Origin of the sequence: Citrobacter sp. KTE30, from assembly GCF_000398825.1 — a bacterium.
In the GTDB taxonomy this organism is placed as follows: Bacteria; Pseudomonadota; Gammaproteobacteria; order Enterobacterales; family Enterobacteriaceae; genus Citrobacter; species Citrobacter freundii.
In genome coordinates, this window is sequence record NZ_KB976055.1 from 2484493 (window position 1) to 2502065 (window position 17573).

The following is a 17573-nucleotide window of genomic DNA, read 5'->3' on the forward strand; positions in this document are numbered from 1 at the left end:
TTAACAAGGAATTTCTATGGCACGCATTATTGTTGTTACTTCGGGTAAAGGGGGCGTTGGCAAAACCACCTCCAGCGCGGCCATCGCTACAGGTTTGGCCCAGAAGGGAAAGAAAACTGTCGTTATTGATTTTGATATCGGCCTGCGTAACCTCGATCTGATTATGGGTTGTGAACGCCGCGTCGTTTATGACTTCGTCAACGTTATTCAGGGCGATGCGTCGTTAAATCAGGCGTTAATCAAAGATAAGCGTACCGAAAATCTCTTTATTCTTCCGGCCTCACAGACTCGCGATAAAGACGCGCTGACGCGTGAAGGCGTCGCGAAAGTTCTGGACGACCTGAAAACGATGGAATTTGACTTCATCGTCTGCGATTCCCCGGCGGGTATTGAAACCGGTGCGCTGATGGCCCTGTATTTTGCCGATGAAGCGATAATCACCACTAACCCGGAAGTTTCCTCTGTACGTGACTCTGACCGTATTCTGGGTATTCTGGCGTCGAAATCTCGTCGTGCGGAAAACGGTGAAGATCCGATTAAAGAGCATTTGTTGCTGACGCGCTACAACCCTGGCCGCGTAAATAAAGGTGACATGCTGAGCATGGAAGACGTACTGGAAATTCTGCGAATCAAGCTGGTTGGCGTGATTCCTGAAGATCAGTCAGTCCTGCGCGCGTCTAACCAGGGTGAGCCGGTTATTCTCGACATCAATGCTGATGCCGGTAAAGCCTATGCTGATACCGTAGACCGTCTGTTGGGAGAAGAACGTCCTTTCCGCTTCATTGAAGAAGAGAAGAAAGGTTTCCTCAAACGCCTGTTCGGAGGATAAGTTATGGCATTACTGGATTTTTTTCTCTCGCGGAAAAAGAGCACAGCGAACATCGCTAAAGAGCGACTGCAGATTATTGTTGCGGAACGCCGTCGTAGTGACGCCGAGCCACATTATTTACCGCAGTTGAGGAAAGATATTCTCGAGGTTATCTGCAAGTATGTACAAATTGATCCTGAAATGGTGACCGTACAGCTTGAGCAAAAAGACGGCGATATTTCTATCCTCGAACTTAACGTGACATTACCTGAAGCCGAAGAATCTAAATAACGGCTTTGCTCAGAGAGTCATCGTTACAAAAAAGGCAGATTATTCTGCCTTTTTTATTTTCTGTTTCTTGCCAGGCTGCTGCACTTTTATTCCAAAGTAAACTTTGGATAGTTTTCGGTAAAATAGCGGCGCAAATACTCGACCGTAATACGGATTTTTGCCGACGTCGCCAGTCGGGAAACATACACCGCCCAAATATTTGCTGGTTGATAATACTCGGGCAATATGTGTATCAGGTTTCCGCTGGCAATGTTGTCGCAAACGTCCCACCATGACCGCAGGGCTATTCCCTGCCCATCAAGGCACCACTGATTTACCACTTCGCCATGATTAGACGACAGAGGCCCCGTAACTTTAATCGAATTAGCGCCCTCTTTATTGCGCATTTGCCAGATACCAAACGGATGGTCGCGCTCTTTGATGACCAGACAAGGAAGAGTGGCAAGATCGTTGAGTTGCTTCGGCGTCCCATGCTGCGTCAAAAATTCCGGCGAGGCGCACAAAATACGATAGTTAGTCGCCAGCTTGCGGGCAATCAGGTTCGGCGCGATATCATCCCCGATACGAATATCAAGATCGATGCCCTCATTCACCATATCCACCAGACGATCTTCAACATCGAACCTCAGTTCTAACTGCGGGTACTCTTTTGCCAGTGCCGACAGCGCCGGAGCGACCACCCGGCGGCCAAAACCAAAGCTACTAATAATACGTAGCATCCCCCGCGGGACCTGCCTGGCATCAGAAAGCTCGTCCATCATTTGATCGACATCCTGTAGGATCCGCTGCGCCCATTCGTAGATCCGCTCCCCCTCTTCCGTGATGGTTACGCGCCGCGTTGTTCGATGCAGCAGCACAACATTCAGCGTTCGCTCCAGCAGGGCAACGCGCTTACTGATAAAAGCTGGTGATACGCCCAGTTCCTCGGCAACGGCGGCAAATCCTGCACGACGGGCAACCAGCATAAAGACGCGTAAATCATTTAGCAGCGGCAGATTATTCATGATCTGTGTTTTATGTTTCACCAGTTAGAGGGATTAACTATTAATCAGTCAATTATAGGATAAGGGGAAAGTCAATTTTGATGGCGCACAAGTGAGAGCTGCTATGAAGAAAACCTGGCGTATCGCCGCTATCCCCGGAGATGGCATTGGTAAAGAAGTCCTCCCTGAGGGCATTCATGTGTTGCAGGCAGCCGCCGAGCGTTGGGGGTTGTCGCTCAGCTTTGAGCAAATGGAATGGGCCAGCTGCGAATACTACGCCCATCACGGCAAGATGATGCCCGATGACTGGCATGAGCAGTTGCAATCCTTCGATGCTATCTATTTTGGCGCGGTTGGCTGGCCGGACACCGTGCCTGACCACATCTCATTATGGGGTTCGCTGCTTAAGTTTCGCCGCGAATTCGACCAGTACGTCAACCTGCGCCCGGTGCGCCTGTTTCCGGGAGTTCCTTGCCCACTGGTTGGCAAGCAGCCTGGCGACATTGATTTCTACGTCGTACGCGAAAACACCGAGGGAGAATACTCTGCCCTAGGCGGACGCGTGAGCGAAGGTACTGAACACGAGATGGTGATCCAGGAGTCGGTCTTCACCCGCCGTGGCGTCGACCGAATTTTGCGTTATGCCTTTGAACTGGCACAAAGTCGACCACGCAAAACGTTGACTTCGGCGACCAAATCCAATGGGCTGGCCATCAGCATGCCCTACTGGGATGAACGCGTCGAAGCGATGGCGTCACACTATCCTGAGATCCGCTGGGATAAACAGCATATTGATATTCTGTGCGCCCGCTTTGTCATGCAGCCTGAGCGATTTGACGTCGTGGTTGCTTCCAACCTGTTTGGTGACATCCTCTCCGATCTCGGTCCAGCCTGTACCGGAACGATTGGCATTGCGCCTTCTGCCAACTTAAATCCGGAACGCACCTTCCCGTCCCTGTTCGAGCCGGTACATGGTTCGGCCCCGGATATCTACGGTCAGAACATCGCCAACCCTATAGCGACTATCTGGGCTGGAGCCATGATGCTCGACTTCCTTGGCAACGGTGATGCCAACTATAAAGCCGCTCACGACGGTATTCTGGCGGCAATTGAGCAGGTCATTGCCAGCGGCCCGAAAACGCCAGATATGAAAGGCTGCGCCACCACCCAACAGGTAGGTGAAGCCATTCGTCAGGCACTGTGTCGCTAACTCAAATCCGATTAAAAACGGGAGCGCCAGCTCCCGTTTTTAGGTTTTCTACTGTGGGTATTCCTGCAGCAGCGCGTTGAGTCGTTCAGCCATCAACTCGCCACGCCAACCGGAAATCAGCTCCGGCAGAGTCTGCTGTGACTTTAATTTCCAGTGCCAGTTGAGTAGCTGGTTGATTTGACGGCGTGAAGCCAGCAGCTCGACGCTAAGATTATGCTCAGTACTCACCTCGGCAACCAGCGTCTTAATAGCTTTGAACGCCTTGCGATAGCCTGGCATATCCATCAAATTCAGCAGCGGCTGCGGCAGCGACTCTTCCGGTAAGGCCTGTGCCTTTTCTACCAGGGAGATCAGCGTCTTGCCGTGGAAGCGAATTTCGCTCCCGGAAAGTCCCAGACTATCCAGCTCGCCCAGACTGCCCGGCATATAACGAGCGACCGACCACAGGTGTTCTTCACGCACCACAAAGTTCACCGCCAGATCGCGCTCACGTGCTTTACGCAGTCGCCAGTCGGCAAGCAGTTGCAGGCAGGCCAACTGACGGGTACGCAGCTGCCAGGCGTTGGTGATGTCGCGCCATGCGTCTTCAGGCGCCAGAACCTCCTGGCGACGCTGCTGCATTAAGCGACATTCGTCCAGTGCGGCTGGCAGCCAGCCGCTGGCTTCAGTTTCGACCATCAGTTTTGTGGTGATCGGTAATAGATACCAGACATCAGCCGCCGCGTACTCACACTGACGCTCGGTCAGCGGTCTGGCCAGCCAGTCGGTACGCGACTCGCTTTTGTCGAGCGCCACGCCCGTAAACTCTTCCACCATCGCGGCAAAGCCCCACGACAGCGGACGACCGCAAAAAGCAGCCAGAATTTGTGTATCAATCAACGGCTGCGGCAGTTCGCCAAAAGTGTTGAGAAACACTTCCAGATCTTCGCTACCTGCATGTAGGAATTTGGTGATGGCAGTATCACGCAGAATATCGCGCAGCGGCGACCAGTCGGTGATCCCCTGCGGATCAATCAGAGCAACGTGTTTGCCATCAAACAGCTGGATCAGCCCCAACTGCGGATAATAGGTACGCGTGCGAACAAATTCTGTATCCAGGGCTATCGCCGGAAATTCACGGACGGCTTCGCACAGCGTGGCCAACGCGTCGTCCGTGGTGATCATTTGATAATTCAAATCGTGCTCTCTTAGGTTTGCGCCAAAAAAAACGCCGGATTACCCGGCGTTTTCTGCTGGCTGACTTAACGCTCAGCCTTTATTGTCCACTTTGGCGCGCGCTTCGTCACGTAATTCTCGTCGCAAAATTTTACCGACGTTAGATTTCGGCAACTCATCGCGAAACTCCACCAGCTTCGGTACTTTATAGCCCGTCAGGTGACGACGACAGAAAGTGACCAGCGCTTCATCGGTTAACGAGGCGTCTTTCTTCACCACGAAAATTTTCACCGCTTCACCGCTGCTTCCGGACGGAACACCAACCGCAGCCACTTCGTGCACGCCAGGATGTTGCATAACCACGTCTTCAATTTCGTTCGGATAGACGTTAAAGCCGGACACGAGGATCATGTCCTTCTTACGATCGACAATACGCAGGAAGCCTTCATCATCCATCACTGCAATATCGCCGGTGTGCAGCCAGCCGTCTTTGACGATTTCGTCAGTGGCGTCTGGTCGCTGCCAGTAGCCCAGCATCACCTGCGGGCCTTTCACGCAGAGCTCCCCCGGTTCTCCCGGCGGCACTTCGTTGTCGTCGTCGTCCACCAGCTTGACCTCGGTGGAAGGCACCGGTAACCCGATACTGCCGCTGTGGTAGTCGATATCGTGAGGATTGACGCTTACCAACGGCGCGCACTCTGTCAGGCCGTAGCCTTCCAGCAGATACTGACCTGTCAGCTTCACCCAACGTTCAGCTACCGCCTGTTGAACCGGCATTCCGCCGCCTGCCGAGAGGTGGAGTGAAGAGAAATCCAGTTGCTGGAACTCTTTGTTATTCAGCAGCGCGTTAAACAGCGTATTGACGCCGGTCATCGCGGTAAATGGATACTTCGCCAGCTCTTTTACCAGCCCCGGAATATCACGCGGGTTAGTAATCAGCAGGTTTTGACCACCTAGCTCAATAAACAGCAGGCAGTTCATCGTTAGCGCAAAAATGTGATACAGCGGTAGGGCCGTTACCACCAGCTCTTTACCCGGATGCAGCAACGGGCCATAGGTGGCGTTAACCTGCTCCAGGTTAGCCAGCATGTTGCGGTGTGTAAGCATCGCGCCTTTCGCCACGCCGGTTGTCCCGCCAGTATATTGCAGGAACGCCAAATCTTCCGACACGACTTCGGGCTTCACATACTGCATGCGATAACCGTTTTGCAGCGCACTGCGAAACGAGATGGCATCCGGCAGGTGATATTTCGGCACCAGACGCTTGATATACTTGACGACGAAGTTAACCAGCGTCCCTTTGGCTGTGGACAGCTGATCGCCCATACGCGTCAGGATCACGTGTTGCACAGACGTTTTGTCGACTACTTTTTCCAGCGTGTGGGCAAAGTTAGATACGATGACAATCGCCGACGCGCCGCTATCGTTGAGCTGATGTTCCAGCTCGCGAGGCGTGTACAGCGGGTTTACGTTCACGACGATCATGCCGGCACGTAAAATCCCAAACAGTGCGACCGGATATTGCAGCAGATTCGGCATCATCAGCGCGACGCGATCGCCCTTTTTCAGCCCGAGCCCCTGTTGCAAATAAGCGGCAAACGCACGACTACGCTCTTCAAGCTTGCGGAAGGTCATCACCTCCCCCATGTTTACAAACGCGGGCTGATCGGCATACCGTCTTACTGAGTGTTCAAAGAGTTCCACCAGGGATTGATAACGGTCAGGATTGATCTCCGCAGGAACACCAGCGGGATAACGGTTAAGCCAAACCTTTTTCAATACATCACCTCTAAAATGCGTATTCGTCGTCATCACAACCCCAGGCAATAAACAAACTGTTAACATAATATTAACTCAGCGTACCAGTTTGTTTATTACACAACGACAAGGTTGCGAAGCACGTCACTATTTATTTTTCTTATATCCACGTTAATGCAGAAACAGCGGACGGGCCGCTGTTTCTTTTACCAATAAAACAAAGAGTTACTCTGTTACTATAGTCTGAACCTGTGCCGGGCCGGGATTGTACCAGCCCCATCCACCATAGCCACCGTAAGGCCAGCCACGCGCACCGTAGAACCAGGGGTCGATAGGCTGAGGCGGCATGACAATCTGCTGAGTAATATGCCAGCGTTTATAACCGGTTACCTGCATCAGCATGAATTTATACGGCGTATTACCTATTTTTCCGTCCACCGTACCGCTAATCGGGCCGACGACGGTGACCAGTTGCCCACGAAAGTCCACCGGGTCGAGGAAGCCATTTACATCAGCATATATACGCCCGCGAGAGGCTTCACCCAGCACTGGACGCGCACCGCTATCGAGCGGAACGGTGGCAATTTCCAGACGGGATTTTCCCTGCTGGTTCTGAATATCCACCACTTTGCCACCAAAACGCGCTTCCTGTCCGACATACAGCTGCGGCGCATTCATCACCCGCACCAGATCCTGCTGCGGCATCGGGCTCGAACCTTTAATTGCATCCGGGATGGTGACGCAGCCGCTAAGCATTAACGCTAAGGCCCCCGCCAACACACCTTTCAATAACTGCTTTTGCACCGCCATATTGCGACTCCCTTTTCTTAGCTTCTGCCCCGGCCTGTTCACAATGCTGTGCACCGACGTCTATGAAAATAAACCGGGGATGTACTACTAAGATTCATTCTTTACCGGGAAGTTTCTTCCACGCCACGGTGTTACGTAAATAAACCGGTTCCGCGTGTTCGACCGCTACGGTCTTACCCGCAGCCAGCATTTGCATGGCGACAGGCAGCATATCTTCAGCCGCAGGAAGCAGCACGTCACCATCGCTGAGCGTCAGACCGCTGTCTTTACCAAGCTCAGGCCAGGCTGGCCACCCCGTCCCAACAGTTACCCACTCGCCAGAAAGCTGCAGTAAACGCTCATGTACCTGCTCGGGGGTTAACACCGCTTCGGTTTCTTCACCGTGCCAGTTGCCGTGGTCATCACGCTGGTATTCGGCCCAGTAGACTTCGCCCATTCGCGCGTCAATCGCCGCCAGTACACGAGTTGCGCCCGACTTACGCCAGGCGCCCTGCGCCATGGTCGCCAGGGTGGAGACGCCGATCATCGGTAAGTTTGCGCCTAACGCCAGCCCCTGAGCAATGCCAATACCGATACGCACGCCGGTGAAACTGCCGGGACCCCGACCAAACGCCAGGGCGTCGATATCGGTTAACGTGAGATCGCCAGCGGCCAGGATTTCCTGAACCATCGGTAAAATTCGTTGGGTGTGTTCTCGTGGGCAAAGCTCAAAGTGAGCCTTGATAGTACCGTCATTCCACAGGGCAACAGAGCACGCCTCTGTGGCGGTATCGATAGCCAGAATTCGCATGGGTGTTTGTGATCAGATCAATAAATTTGGCGCGCATCTTACCACACTCCGTAACAAATTACTCAGTCGTTGGTATGGCAAGAAAGCGAACCGCGCGAGCTATGTCACGCGTCCGCGGCGCAGGAGGAAGACTCGCCAGGAAGGTGGCGCCGTATGGCCGCATAACCAGACGATTGTCGCAAATCACCAGCACGCCGCGATCGTCGGCATCACGTATCAGACGCCCTACCCCCTGCTTCAGGGTGATGACCGCATCCGGCAACTGGACGTCTTCAAACGGATCGCCGCCGCGCAGTCGACAATCCTCCATTCGGGCTTTTAACAGCGGGTCGTCCGGCGAGGTAAACGGCAGTTTGTCGATTATCACCAGCGACAGCGTATCACCGCGCACGTCCACGCCTTCCCAGAAGCTGCTGGTGGCAACCAGTAGCGCATTACCTGCGCTGACAAACTGCTGTAACAGTTGCCCTTTACTGGTTTCGCCCTGCAGCAGAACGGGAAGCGTCATGGTGGCGCGGAATTGTTCCGCCAGATCGCGCATCATCGCGTGCGAAGTGCACAGCATAAAGCAGCGACCGTTGTTCGCTTCAATAATAGGTCGCAGCATGGATGCTAACTGGCGCGCAGCCCCCGGCTGGTTGGTTTGCGGGAGATTACGCGGCACGCACAGCAGCGCCTGGCGCGTGTAATCAAATGGACTCGGCAATAACATCGACTCGGCATCTTCAATCCCCAACCTCGCGGTGAAATGATGAAGGTCATCGTTTACCGACAGCGTCGCGGAAGTAAAAATCCAGCAGCCCGGCTTTTGTTCCATCACTTCTTTGAATTTATCCGCCACAGTGAGCGGCGTCAGCGCGAGAGTAAAATGGCGGGAGGTGCATTCATACCAGTAGCTGAAGCCTGGCTGGTTGATCTCTTTCAGACGCTTCAGGCGCGCACGGTAAAGTGTGGCGCGTTCAAACGCGGCATCCAGCAATGCCGAACGCCCAAGAGACAGCTTCGCCACGTCATAACATAGCTCCAGCGTGTCATCGAGCAGCAAAAACGCGCGCTGTACGCGCTGGTCGGCCAGCAGTTCCCGCAGGTTTCCGCGATAGCCCGGCTCACCAAGTTGCAAGCGGAAGTCCTGAGCGCTTTGTGCAAGGCGATCGGCGCACTTTTGCAACTGCTGAGTGTCTTTCAGCTCGGTGCGATAGGCAATGGTGATGTCTTTCGCCAGGTCTAACAGCTGGCGACTTGAGAGCGATTGACCAAAGTACTGGCTGGCGATATCCGGTAGCTGATGCGCTTCATCGAAGATCATTACATCAGCTTCCGGGATCAGTTCGCCAAACCCGCTCTCTTTTACCACCATATCAGCGAGAAACAGATGATGGTTAACCACGACGACATCCGCATCCATCGCTTTTTTACGCGCTTTCACGACAAAACACTCTTTATACAGCGGGCAGTCGCTGCCCAGACAGTTGTCATTAGTGCTGGTGACCAACGGCCAGGCCTGAGAGTCCTCCGCCACGCTGACGCAGGTGCTGATGTCCCCATCAAGGGTTTGATTTGACCAGGAGCGCAGCAGGATGACGTCGCTTAACGTTTGTACCGGCAAGTCACCACCCGCCAGCGCCTGCTGTTCGAGACGTTCAAGGCACAGATAGTTTGAACGCCCTTTCAGCAGCGCCAGTTTACCGGTGAACTTTAGTGCCTTAGCGACGGTCGGGAGATCGCGGCTGTATAGCTGATCCTGCAACGCCTTCGAGCCCGTGGAGACAATGACCTTCTTTCCGGCACGCAGCGCTGGGGCAAGATAAGCATAGGTTTTACCCGTCCCGGTTCCGGCTTCTACCACCAACGGTTGTGATTTTTCGATGGCATGACTGACGGCGATGGCCATCTGCCGCTGTGGTTCTCGCGGTTTAAAACCCGGTATTGCTTTAGCCAACTGACCGTCTGCTGCAAAATCGTCCGTCACACTGCCCCCTGTTCATTTGAACAGGGATTATGTCAGGCCAGCAGCTCTTTCGCCAGTTGAAGAGGTGACGTGGGCACAACATTATGGCAGTCTTGGCGCAACCCAAAGCCATTTGAAAACACGTAAATGAGGAATGATTTATGACGATTGTGCGCATTGATGCCGAAGCGCGTTGGTCCGACGTGGTTATCCACAACAACACGCTGTATTACACTGGCGTGCCGGAAAATCTGGATGCAGACGCTTTTGAGCAAACGGCAAATACGCTGGCGCAAATTGATGCGGTGCTGGAAAAACAAGGCAGCAACAAGTCACGTATTCTTGATGCCACCCTGTTTTTGGCAGACAAAAACGATTTTGCCGCCATGAACAAAGCCTGGGACGCGTGGGTTGTTGCGGGTCACGCGCCGGTACGTTGTACCGTTCAGGCCGGGTTGATGAACCCGAAATACAAAGTTGAGATTAAGATTATCGCTGCAGTTTAAGCGGCGTTATTCGTCTTCATCTTCAAAACGCGCCACGATCCGCTCGCCGGTATGACTGGCGCGTAACTCTTCAGCAACAAGAGCAATGGCTTGTCCGCTGCTCATCCCCTGCGACATCAGCTCCTGAATACGCTCTACCGCTTTTTGCTGCTGCTCATGACTGAGTGAAGGTAAACCTGCAAACATTGTTAACTCCTGCTAAATTGTCTGCGCTAATTATTTCATGCTACCGGGCAGTTAGCCAGTAGAGTAGCAACGAGTCAGGACTGATGAAGACGTTATCTCCCGCAGTAATCACATTACCCTGGCGTCAGGACGCCGCTGAACGCTATTTTTCGACATTAAGCCATCTGCCCTGGGCGATGCTGCTGCATTCGGGTCAAGCCGACCATCCGCATAACCGCTTTGATATTCTGGTGGCGGATCCCGTCACCACGCTTGTTACGCGAGCTACAGAGACCGTAGTGCAGGACGGGCACGCAACCTCGCGCTCGCTTGATGATCCCATGACGGTATTACATTCCGCACTAACCGCACACAAGATTCACCCCGAATATCACCCCGACCTGCCGTTTCAGGGCGGTGCGTTAGGTCTGTTTGGCTACGATCTTGGCCGACGCTTCGAATCTCTGCCCACTATTGCAGAGCGCGATATTACGCTGCCGGATATGGCCGTTGGCATTTACGACTGGGCACTGATTGTCGATCACCAGTTGCAGACCGTATCGCTGCTCAGCCATACCGATGTCGAGGCTCGCCTGAAATGGCTCGACGCGCAACAACCGCCTACGCGTGAGCCGTTTACATTAACTTCGGCGTGGCAGTCTAATATGAGCCGTGCTCAGTACGGCGAAAAATTCCGCCAGGTGCAGGATTATCTGCACAGCGGAGACTGTTACCAGGTCAATCTTGCCCAGCGTTTTCAGGCGCATTACCAGGGCGATGAGTGGCAGGCATTTGTCACTCTCAATCACGCCAACCGCGCCCCGTTTAGTGCATTTATTCGTCTTGAGGAAGGTGCAATCCTCAGCCTTTCGCCGGAACGATTTATTCTGCTGGAAAACCAGCACATACAGACGCGTCCGATTAAAGGCACGCTACCGAGGCTTGGAGATACCGATGCCGATCGTGAGCAGGCCCGGCGACTGGCGAATTCGCCGAAGGATCGTGCGGAAAACCTGATGATCGTCGATTTGATGCGTAATGATATTGGCCGCGTTGCCGTACCGGGTTCGGTACAGGTTCCGGAGCTGTTTATCGTCGAACCGTTCCCTGCCGTTCATCATTTGGTCAGCACCATTACCGCACGTCTGCCTGAGTCATTATACGCCACCGATCTGCTACGCGCCGCCTTCCCCGGCGGCTCTATTACCGGCGCGCCGAAAGTGCGGGCGATGGAAATTATCGACGAACTGGAGCCGCAAAGACGCAACGCCTGGTGCGGCAGCATTGGTTATCTGAGCTTTTGCGGCAATATGGATACCAGCATTACCATTCGCACGCTGACAGCCACAAACGGACAAATTTATTGCTCCGCAGGCGGTGGTATTGTTGCAGACAGTCAGGAAGACGCTGAATATCAGGAAACATTTGATAAAGTGAATCGCATTTTGCACCAACTGGAGAATTGACACGTGGAATACAGCAGCCTGACGCTTGATGATTTTTTATCGCGCTTTCAACTCCTGCGCCCGCAGGTCAATCATGCCGCGTTAAACCAGCGCCAGGCCGCCGTACTGATCCCCGTCGTGCGTCGCCCACAGCCGGGGTTGCTGTTAACCCAGCGTTCCGTTCACCTGCGCAAGCACGCCGGACAGGTCGCATTCCCCGGTGGGGCGGTGGATAGCAGTGATGCCTCATTAATTGCCGCCGCCCTTCGCGAAGCACAGGAGGAGGTGGCGATCCCACCTTCATGCGTAGAAGTGATTGGCGTTCTGCCGCCTGTCGACAGCGTGACCGGTTTCCAGGTCACCCCAGTGGTAGGCATTATCCCGCCTAATCTGCCGTATCGCGCCAGTGAAGATGAAGTTTCCGCAGTGTTCGAAATGCCGCTGGCCCAGGCCCTGCATTTAGGTCGTTACCACCCGTTGGATATTTACCGTCGTGGCGATTCACATCGCGTATGGCTTTCCTGGTATGAGCAATATTTCGTCTGGGGAATGACTGCCGGAATAATTCGTGAGCTGGCGCTGCAAATTGGCGTCAAGCCCTGACTATACTTATCTTTACGCACACAATAGACAACTTGAAACTCAGGTCACAACATTAGTAAAACCGCGGTTATCTATTAGTTTAATTCATGTGAATAGTTAAGCCGATCGCCGCGTTCCCTCTTACACTATGCGCAGTTATAACATCGTTACTGGAAAGCCCAGTCGCCCTGTAGGAGTATTATTGTGATTAGTCTATTCGACATGTTTAAGGTGGGGATTGGTCCCTCATCTTCCCATACCGTAGGGCCTATGAAGGCGGGTAAACAGTTCGTCGATGACCTGGTCGAAAAAGGATTACTGGACAGCGTTACTCGTGTCGCCGTCGACGTGTATGGTTCACTGTCGCTCACGGGTAAAGGTCACCACACCGATATCGCCATTATTATGGGTCTGGCGGGCAATGAGCCTGCTACCGTGGATATTGATAGCATCCCCGGATTCATCCGCGACGTAGAAACGCGTGGACGCCTGCTGCTTGCGCAGGGTCAGCACGAAGTGGATTTCCCGCAGAATGACGGGATGCGTTTTCACAACGGCAACCTGCCGCTGCATGAAAACGGAATGCAGATCCATGCGTACAATGGCGAAACCGTCATTTATAGCAAAACCTACTACTCAATCGGCGGTGGATTCATCGTTGATGAAGAACATTTTGGTCAGGATACCTCGGGCGAGGTCAGCGTGCCTTATCCGTTCAAATCCGCTACTGAAATGCTGGAATATTGCAACAGCACCGGCCTGTCTCTCTCTGGCATGGCAATGCAGAACGAACTTGCGCTGCACAGTAAGAAAGAGATTGAAGAGTACTTTGGCCACGTCTGGCAAACCATGCAGGCATGTATCGATCGTGGCATGAACACCGAAGGTGTGCTGCCGGGTCCGCTGCGCGTTCCTCGCCGTGCTTCAGCCCTGCGTCGTATGCTGGTTTCCAGCGATAAGCTGTCCAACGATCCAATGAACGTGATCGACTGGGTGAACATGTTTGCGTTGGCCGTTAACGAAGAAAACGCCGCGGGCGGTCGCGTAGTGACAGCGCCAACCAACGGTGCCTGCGGTATCGTGCCTGCGGTACTGGCCTATTACGATCATTTCATTGAGTCCGTTAGCCCGGATATCTATACCCGCTATTTCCTGGCGGCCGGTGCGATTGGCGCGTTGTACAAAATGAACGCCTCTATCTCTGGTGCAGAAGTAGGTTGTCAGGGTGAAGTGGGCGTAGCCTGCTCCATGGCTGCCGCGGGTCTGGCTGAACTGTTAGGCGCAAGCCCGGAGCAGGTGTGTGTTGCTGCTGAAATCGGCATGGAACATAACCTCGGTTTAACCTGCGATCCGGTTGCCGGTCAGGTACAGGTTCCGTGCATTGAGCGTAACGCAATTGCTTCAGTGAAGGCGATCAACGCTGCGCGTATGGCAATGCGCCGTACCAGCGCGCCGCGCGTCTCGCTGGATAAAGTCATTGAGACTATGTACGAAACGGGTAAAGACATGAACGCCAAATACCGCGAAACGTCACGCGGTGGCCTGGCGATCAAAGTTCAATGTGACTAATACTTAATTTTCGCCCATCTGCAACGGATGGGCGAATTTGCCCCCTCTCCCTCGTCTACTGTAATTTTCCCCACTACACTTGCTCTGTTGCTGTTGGCTTCTGTGACCAACGGCTTATCGGGCGGCCCGCATGCAAACAGCACAACGGATCATTAAAAATTATCGCCGGAATCGCTTAATCGTCTGCACAGTATGTGCACTACTGACGCTCATCCTCACATTAACTGTCCGATTTATTTCGGAGCGTAATTTAAATCACCGAAATATCGTCACCTTTGCCAACCATGCAGTAGAAGAACTGGATGACGTGCTTTTACCCTTGCAGACCGGACGGGACGTATTGCTGCCGTTGATTGGCCTCCCCTGCTCAGTGGCGCGTTTACCCTTAAGCAAACATGCCGCAAGGTTGCAAACGGTGCGTTCTATTAGTCTGATTCAAAGCGGGATCCTCTATTGCTCCAGCATTTTTGGTTATCGTAATGTTCCCATTAGTCAACTGCAGCCCGAATTACCCAGCAGGGAACCGCAACTGCTGCTGTCTACCGACCATTCGTTGATTAAAGGCAGTCCGATTCTGACTCAGTGGTATCCGTCTTCTGCCGATGGTGAAGATGGCGTACTGGAAATCGTCAATATTGACTTATTGTCGTCTATGTTGCTTGAACCCCAGCCGCCGCAGATCACCGATGCCAGCTTAACCGTTGGTAATCGGCATTTACTGTATGATCAAGGTGTTGTCGATACTCTGCCTAAGCTAAATGATGAAAAACGCTACCAGCTTTCATCTCAACATTTTCCGTTTACCATTAGCGTCACCGGCCCCGGTCCCAGTGAGTTGGCGGTAAAACACCTGCCAACACAGCTGCCGCTGGCGGTGATCCTAAGTTTATTAGTGGGTTATCTGGCATGGCTGGCTACCGCCAGCAGAATGAGTTTCTCATGGGAGATTAATCTGGCCCTTGCTGCTCGGGAATTCGAACTATTTTGCCAGCCGCTGCTTAATGCGCAAACCCAGCAATGCATGGGCGTGGAAATCCTTTTACGCTGGAATAACCCACGCCAGGGTTGGATCTCTCCGGAAGTGTTTATTCCCATCGCTGAGGAGCACAACCTGATTGTACCGCTTACCCGCCATGTCATCGCAGAAACCATTCAGCAACGACACGTTTTCCCGATGAGCAGCCAGTTTCATATTGGGATTAATGTCGCCGCCAGCCATTTTCGTAATGGCACGTTGCTAAAAGATCTTAATCAGTACTGGTTCAGCCAGCACCCAATCCAGCAATTGGTTATCGAACTGACCGAACGCGATGCGTTACTGGATGTGGATTATCGGGTCGTACGCGAATTAAATCGGCTTGGCGTAAAACTGGCGATTGATGATTTCGGTACCGGCAATAGCTCGCTCTCCTGGCTGGAAAAGCTCCGCCCGGATGTGCTGAAGATCGATAAATCATTTACTTCGGCAATAGGAACAGACGCCGTGAACTCAACCGTCACAGACATCATTATCGCTTTGGGGAAAAAATTGAATATCGAACTGGTGGCGGAAGGCGTTGAAACACAGGGGCAAGCTCAGCATTTGCGCCGACACGGCGTACATTTATTGCAAGGTTTTCTGTATGCCAAGCCAATGCCGCTGCGCGATTTTCCAAAATGGCTGGCGGGCAGCACGCCGCCGCCCACCCGGCATAACGGGAGACACAGTATGCCCGTCATGCCGTTTCGCTAAACCCGGTTACTCGTCTTCGTCGTGAGCGGGTTGTTCTTTAACAATGCGAACTAAATCCACACGATAGTCATTCGCTTCGACAATCGTAATGCTCAGCGGTGCAACCTCGATAACATCACCTACACGAGGAATATGGCCGTTAGCCGCAATGACTAAACCTGCCACCGTAGCGATGTCTTCGTCTTCATTCACTAACGTATCCACGTCCAGCGCCTGTTGCAACGCATGCAGATCGGTACCGCCTTTGACCAACCAACCGCCTGCATCAGCTATAATTTCAGGCGTTTCATCGGCATCAGGGAATTCACCGGCGATGGCTTCTAATACATCCAGCGGCGTGACCAGACCCTGTACTACGCCAAACTCGTTTGTGACGATAACGAAGCTACCGCGGGCACGACGCAGAACGCCTAACAGATTGATCGGGTCCAGCGTTTCCGGAACAACAATAGCCGGAGAAGCAGAGGCAATCGCCGCCACATCCACACCGTCTTCCAGCGCCACCAGCAGCTCTTTAGCACGCACGATACCGATGATTTCATCCAGTTCACCACGACATACCGGGAACAGGCTATGAGGTGACGAAAGCAACTGCTCGCGAATTTCCTCCACGCTCAGGTCTGCATCAACCCAGCTAATCTCCCCACGAGGCGTCATAATGCCGCGTAATGAACGCGACGCCAAAGAGAGGACGCCGTTGATCATATAGCGTTCTTCTTCTACAAATGCGCCTTCCGGGACGGGAACCGGTACCGGATTGTCGGATTCCATCTGCACGCTGGCCTGACGTTTACCGCCCATCAGACGGAGAATCGCATCGGCAGTACGCGCACGCAATGGCAGCGTCGACTGGTGACGAATAAAGTTACGACGGGCAATCTGGTTAAACAGCTCAATGATGATTGAGAAACCAATCGCCGCATACAGATAGCCTTTCGGAATGTGGAAGCCAAACCCTTCGGCAACCAGGCTCAGACCAATCATCAACAGGAAGCTCAGACACAGCACCACCACCGTCGGGTGTTGGTTCACAAAACGTGTCAGCGGCTTAGAAGCCAACAGCATCACGGCCATGGCAATCACTACTGCCGCCATCATCACGGGCAGATGGTTGACCATACCGACCGCCGTAATCACGGCATCCAGCGAGAACACCGCATCGAGGATGACAATCTGCGTTACGACAACCCAAAAGCTCGCATACCCTTTCGTCTGCCCGGTATCATGTTCACGGTTTTCCAGCCGCTCATGCAGCTCTGTCGTAGCCTTGAACAAGAGGAAGATACCCCCCAGCAGCATAATCAGATCGCGCCCCGAGAACGCATAGTCCATTACCGTGAACAGCGGCTTTGTCAGCGTCACCATCCACGAAATCACGGACAACAGGCCCAGACGCATAATCAGTGCCAGTGACAAACCGATTAAACGCGCTTTATCTCGCTGTTTCGGCGGCAGCTTATCAGCCAGGATCGCAATGAAGACCAGGTTATCAATACCCAGAACAATTTCAAGAACGACAAGCGTGAGCAAACCCACCCAAATCTGCGGGTCCATTAATAATTCCATGACAAGCTCCTGCTTAAGGAATGACCAAACTGCGCGCTGAGGATCTCAGGCGTTAAAGCGATATGCAGAGAAAATTTGTGGCAAAAAGTGCCAATCTGACAGGCTTGATACGGCCTGAAGGTGAAATGACGTCGGTGACGATCCATATGGTGGGCTACTGCCCTATACTCCTGAGTAATTAAACAGATGCTAAACATAACAGAGAGAAGCGGTTTTTAGCAAAGATTTACCTTCCTTTGCAATAAGTTGTTTCGG

16 protein-coding genes are annotated in these 17573 nt (G+C 53.1%); 8 read left to right on the forward strand and 8 right to left on the reverse strand.

The features are described from left to right. Positions 1 to 16 precede the first annotated feature (16 nt). On the forward strand, positions 17 to 829 hold the full coding sequence (gene minD, locus WC1_RS11300; RefSeq protein WP_003020956.1) for a septum site-determining protein MinD: 813 nt from the start codon (positions 17 to 19) through the stop codon (positions 827 to 829). A gap of 3 nt (positions 830 to 832) precedes the next feature. Next, positions 833 to 1099, forward strand: coding sequence for a cell division topological specificity factor MinE (gene minE / locus WC1_RS11295; protein WP_001185666.1), 267 nt, complete (start codon positions 833 to 835; stop codon positions 1097 to 1099). 86 nt (positions 1100 to 1185) lie between these two features. On the opposite strand, the gene WC1_RS11290 is transcribed toward minE, so the two are convergent. Next, positions 1186 to 2103: a LysR family transcriptional regulator gene (locus WC1_RS11290; RefSeq protein ID WP_016150381.1), complete on the reverse strand. Its 918-nt coding sequence runs from the start codon at positions 2101 to 2103 to the stop codon at positions 1186 to 1188. A gap of 103 nt (positions 2104 to 2206) precedes the next feature. On the opposite strand from WC1_RS11290, the gene WC1_RS11285 reads away from it, so the two are divergent. Next, positions 2207 to 3292: a tartrate dehydrogenase gene (locus WC1_RS11285; RefSeq protein WP_016150382.1), complete on the forward strand. Its 1086-nt coding sequence runs from the start codon at positions 2207 to 2209 to the stop codon at positions 3290 to 3292. Positions 3293 to 3340: 48 nt separating this feature from the next. On the opposite strand, the gene rnd is transcribed toward WC1_RS11285, so the two are convergent. The 5 genes from rnd to WC1_RS11260 all read right to left on the reverse strand — a co-directional run bounded on the left by rnd (position 3341) and on the right by WC1_RS11260 (position 9774). Beyond that, positions 3341 to 4456 (reverse strand): ribonuclease D, encoded by a 1116-nt coding sequence (gene rnd, locus WC1_RS11280; RefSeq protein ID WP_016150383.1) that lies wholly within the window; start codon positions 4454 to 4456, stop codon positions 3341 to 3343. Positions 4457 to 4540: 84 nt separating this feature from the next. After that, complete coding sequence (gene fadD, locus WC1_RS11275; RefSeq protein ID WP_141401078.1) at positions 4541 to 6226, reverse strand: long-chain-fatty-acid--CoA ligase FadD; 1686 nt, start codon at positions 6224 to 6226, stop codon at positions 4541 to 4543. A 204-nt stretch (positions 6227 to 6430) separates the two neighbouring features. Further along, positions 6431 to 7015, reverse strand: coding sequence for a Slp family lipoprotein (locus WC1_RS11270; protein WP_003020975.1), 585 nt, complete (start codon positions 7013 to 7015; stop codon positions 6431 to 6433). Between the two features lie 94 nt (positions 7016 to 7109). After that, positions 7110 to 7805 (reverse strand): tRNA (adenosine(37)-N6)-threonylcarbamoyltransferase complex dimerization subunit type 1 TsaB, encoded by a 696-nt coding sequence (tsaB, locus tag WC1_RS11265; RefSeq protein WP_016150385.1) that lies wholly within the window; start codon positions 7803 to 7805, stop codon positions 7110 to 7112. Between the two features lie 58 nt (positions 7806 to 7863). Further along, on the reverse strand, positions 7864 to 9774 hold the full coding sequence (locus tag WC1_RS11260; RefSeq protein WP_003020980.1) for a DNA repair helicase YoaA: 1911 nt from the start codon (positions 9772 to 9774) through the stop codon (positions 7864 to 7866). Between the two features lie 140 nt (positions 9775 to 9914). Here WC1_RS11260 and WC1_RS11255 point away from each other — a divergent pair, with 140 nt between their 5' ends. Then, positions 9915 to 10259 carry a RidA family protein gene (locus WC1_RS11255; RefSeq protein WP_003020984.1) on the forward strand — a complete coding sequence of 115 codons (345 nt, stop codon included), beginning with the start codon at positions 9915 to 9917 and terminating at the stop codon, positions 10257 to 10259. 6 nt (positions 10260 to 10265) lie between these two features. Here WC1_RS11255 and WC1_RS11250 read toward each other — a convergent pair whose 3' ends face one another. Then, on the reverse strand, positions 10266 to 10445 hold the full coding sequence (locus WC1_RS11250; protein ID WP_003020986.1) for a YoaH family protein: 180 nt from the start codon (positions 10443 to 10445) through the stop codon (positions 10266 to 10268). An 83-nt stretch (positions 10446 to 10528) separates the two neighbouring features. Here WC1_RS11250 and pabB point away from each other — a divergent pair, with 83 nt between their 5' ends. The 4 genes from pabB (at position 10529) to WC1_RS11230 (ending at position 15752) form a co-directional block, all read left to right on the forward strand. Beyond that, positions 10529 to 11890 (forward strand): aminodeoxychorismate synthase component 1, encoded by a 1362-nt coding sequence (gene pabB, locus WC1_RS11245; RefSeq protein WP_016150386.1) that lies wholly within the window; start codon positions 10529 to 10531, stop codon positions 11888 to 11890. 3 nt (positions 11891 to 11893) lie between these two features. Continuing rightward, positions 11894 to 12472 carry a CoA pyrophosphatase gene (locus WC1_RS11240; protein WP_003020991.1) on the forward strand — a complete coding sequence of 193 codons (579 nt, stop codon included), beginning with the start codon at positions 11894 to 11896 and terminating at the stop codon, positions 12470 to 12472. Between the two features lie 183 nt (positions 12473 to 12655). Further along, positions 12656 to 14020, forward strand: a complete 1365-nt coding sequence (gene sdaA / locus WC1_RS11235) for an L-serine ammonia-lyase (RefSeq protein ID WP_016150387.1) — start codon at positions 12656 to 12658, stop codon at positions 14018 to 14020. Positions 14021 to 14150: 130 nt separating this feature from the next. After that, complete coding sequence (locus WC1_RS11230) at positions 14151 to 15752, forward strand: EAL domain-containing protein (RefSeq protein ID WP_016150388.1); 1602 nt, start codon at positions 14151 to 14153, stop codon at positions 15750 to 15752. A 6-nt stretch (positions 15753 to 15758) separates the two neighbouring features. Here the strand turns inward: WC1_RS11230 and yoaE are convergent, their stop codons facing one another. Further along, complete coding sequence (gene yoaE / locus WC1_RS11225) at positions 15759 to 17318, reverse strand: CNNM family cation transport protein YoaE (protein ID WP_003844070.1); 1560 nt, start codon at positions 17316 to 17318, stop codon at positions 15759 to 15761. Positions 17319 to 17573 lie beyond the last annotated feature (255 nt).

Bases quoted from the DNA above. Each gene is read 5' to 3' on its own strand.
- minD (WP_003020956.1), top strand. From the start codon at position 17: ATGGCACGCATTATTGTTGTTACTTCGGGTAAAGGGGGCGTTGGCAAA.
- minE (WP_001185666.1), top strand. From the start codon at position 833: ATGGCATTACTGGATTTTTTTCTCTCGCGGAAAAAGAGCACAGCGAAC.
- WC1_RS11290 (WP_016150381.1), bottom strand. From the start codon at position 2,103: ATGAATAATCTGCCGCTGCTAAATGATTTACGCGTCTTTATGCTGGTT.
- WC1_RS11285 (WP_016150382.1), top strand. From the start codon at position 2,207: ATGAAGAAAACCTGGCGTATCGCCGCTATCCCCGGAGATGGCATTGGT.
- rnd (WP_016150383.1), bottom strand. From the start codon at position 4,456: ATGATCACCACGGACGACGCGTTGGCCACGCTGTGCGAAGCCGTCCGT.
- WC1_RS11270 (WP_003020975.1), bottom strand. From the start codon at position 7,015: ATGGCGGTGCAAAAGCAGTTATTGAAAGGTGTGTTGGCGGGGGCCTTA.
- tsaB (WP_016150385.1), bottom strand. From the start codon at position 7,805: ATGCGAATTCTGGCTATCGATACCGCCACAGAGGCGTGCTCTGTTGCC.
- WC1_RS11255 (WP_003020984.1), top strand. From the start codon at position 9,915: ATGACGATTGTGCGCATTGATGCCGAAGCGCGTTGGTCCGACGTGGTT.
- WC1_RS11250 (WP_003020986.1), bottom strand. From the start codon at position 10,445: ATGTTTGCAGGTTTACCTTCACTCAGTCATGAGCAGCAGCAAAAAGCG.
- pabB (WP_016150386.1), top strand. From the start codon at position 10,529: ATGAAGACGTTATCTCCCGCAGTAATCACATTACCCTGGCGTCAGGAC.
- WC1_RS11230 (WP_016150388.1), top strand. From the start codon at position 14,151: ATGCAAACAGCACAACGGATCATTAAAAATTATCGCCGGAATCGCTTA.
- yoaE (WP_003844070.1), bottom strand. From the start codon at position 17,318: ATGGAATTATTAATGGACCCGCAGATTTGGGTGGGTTTGCTCACGCTT.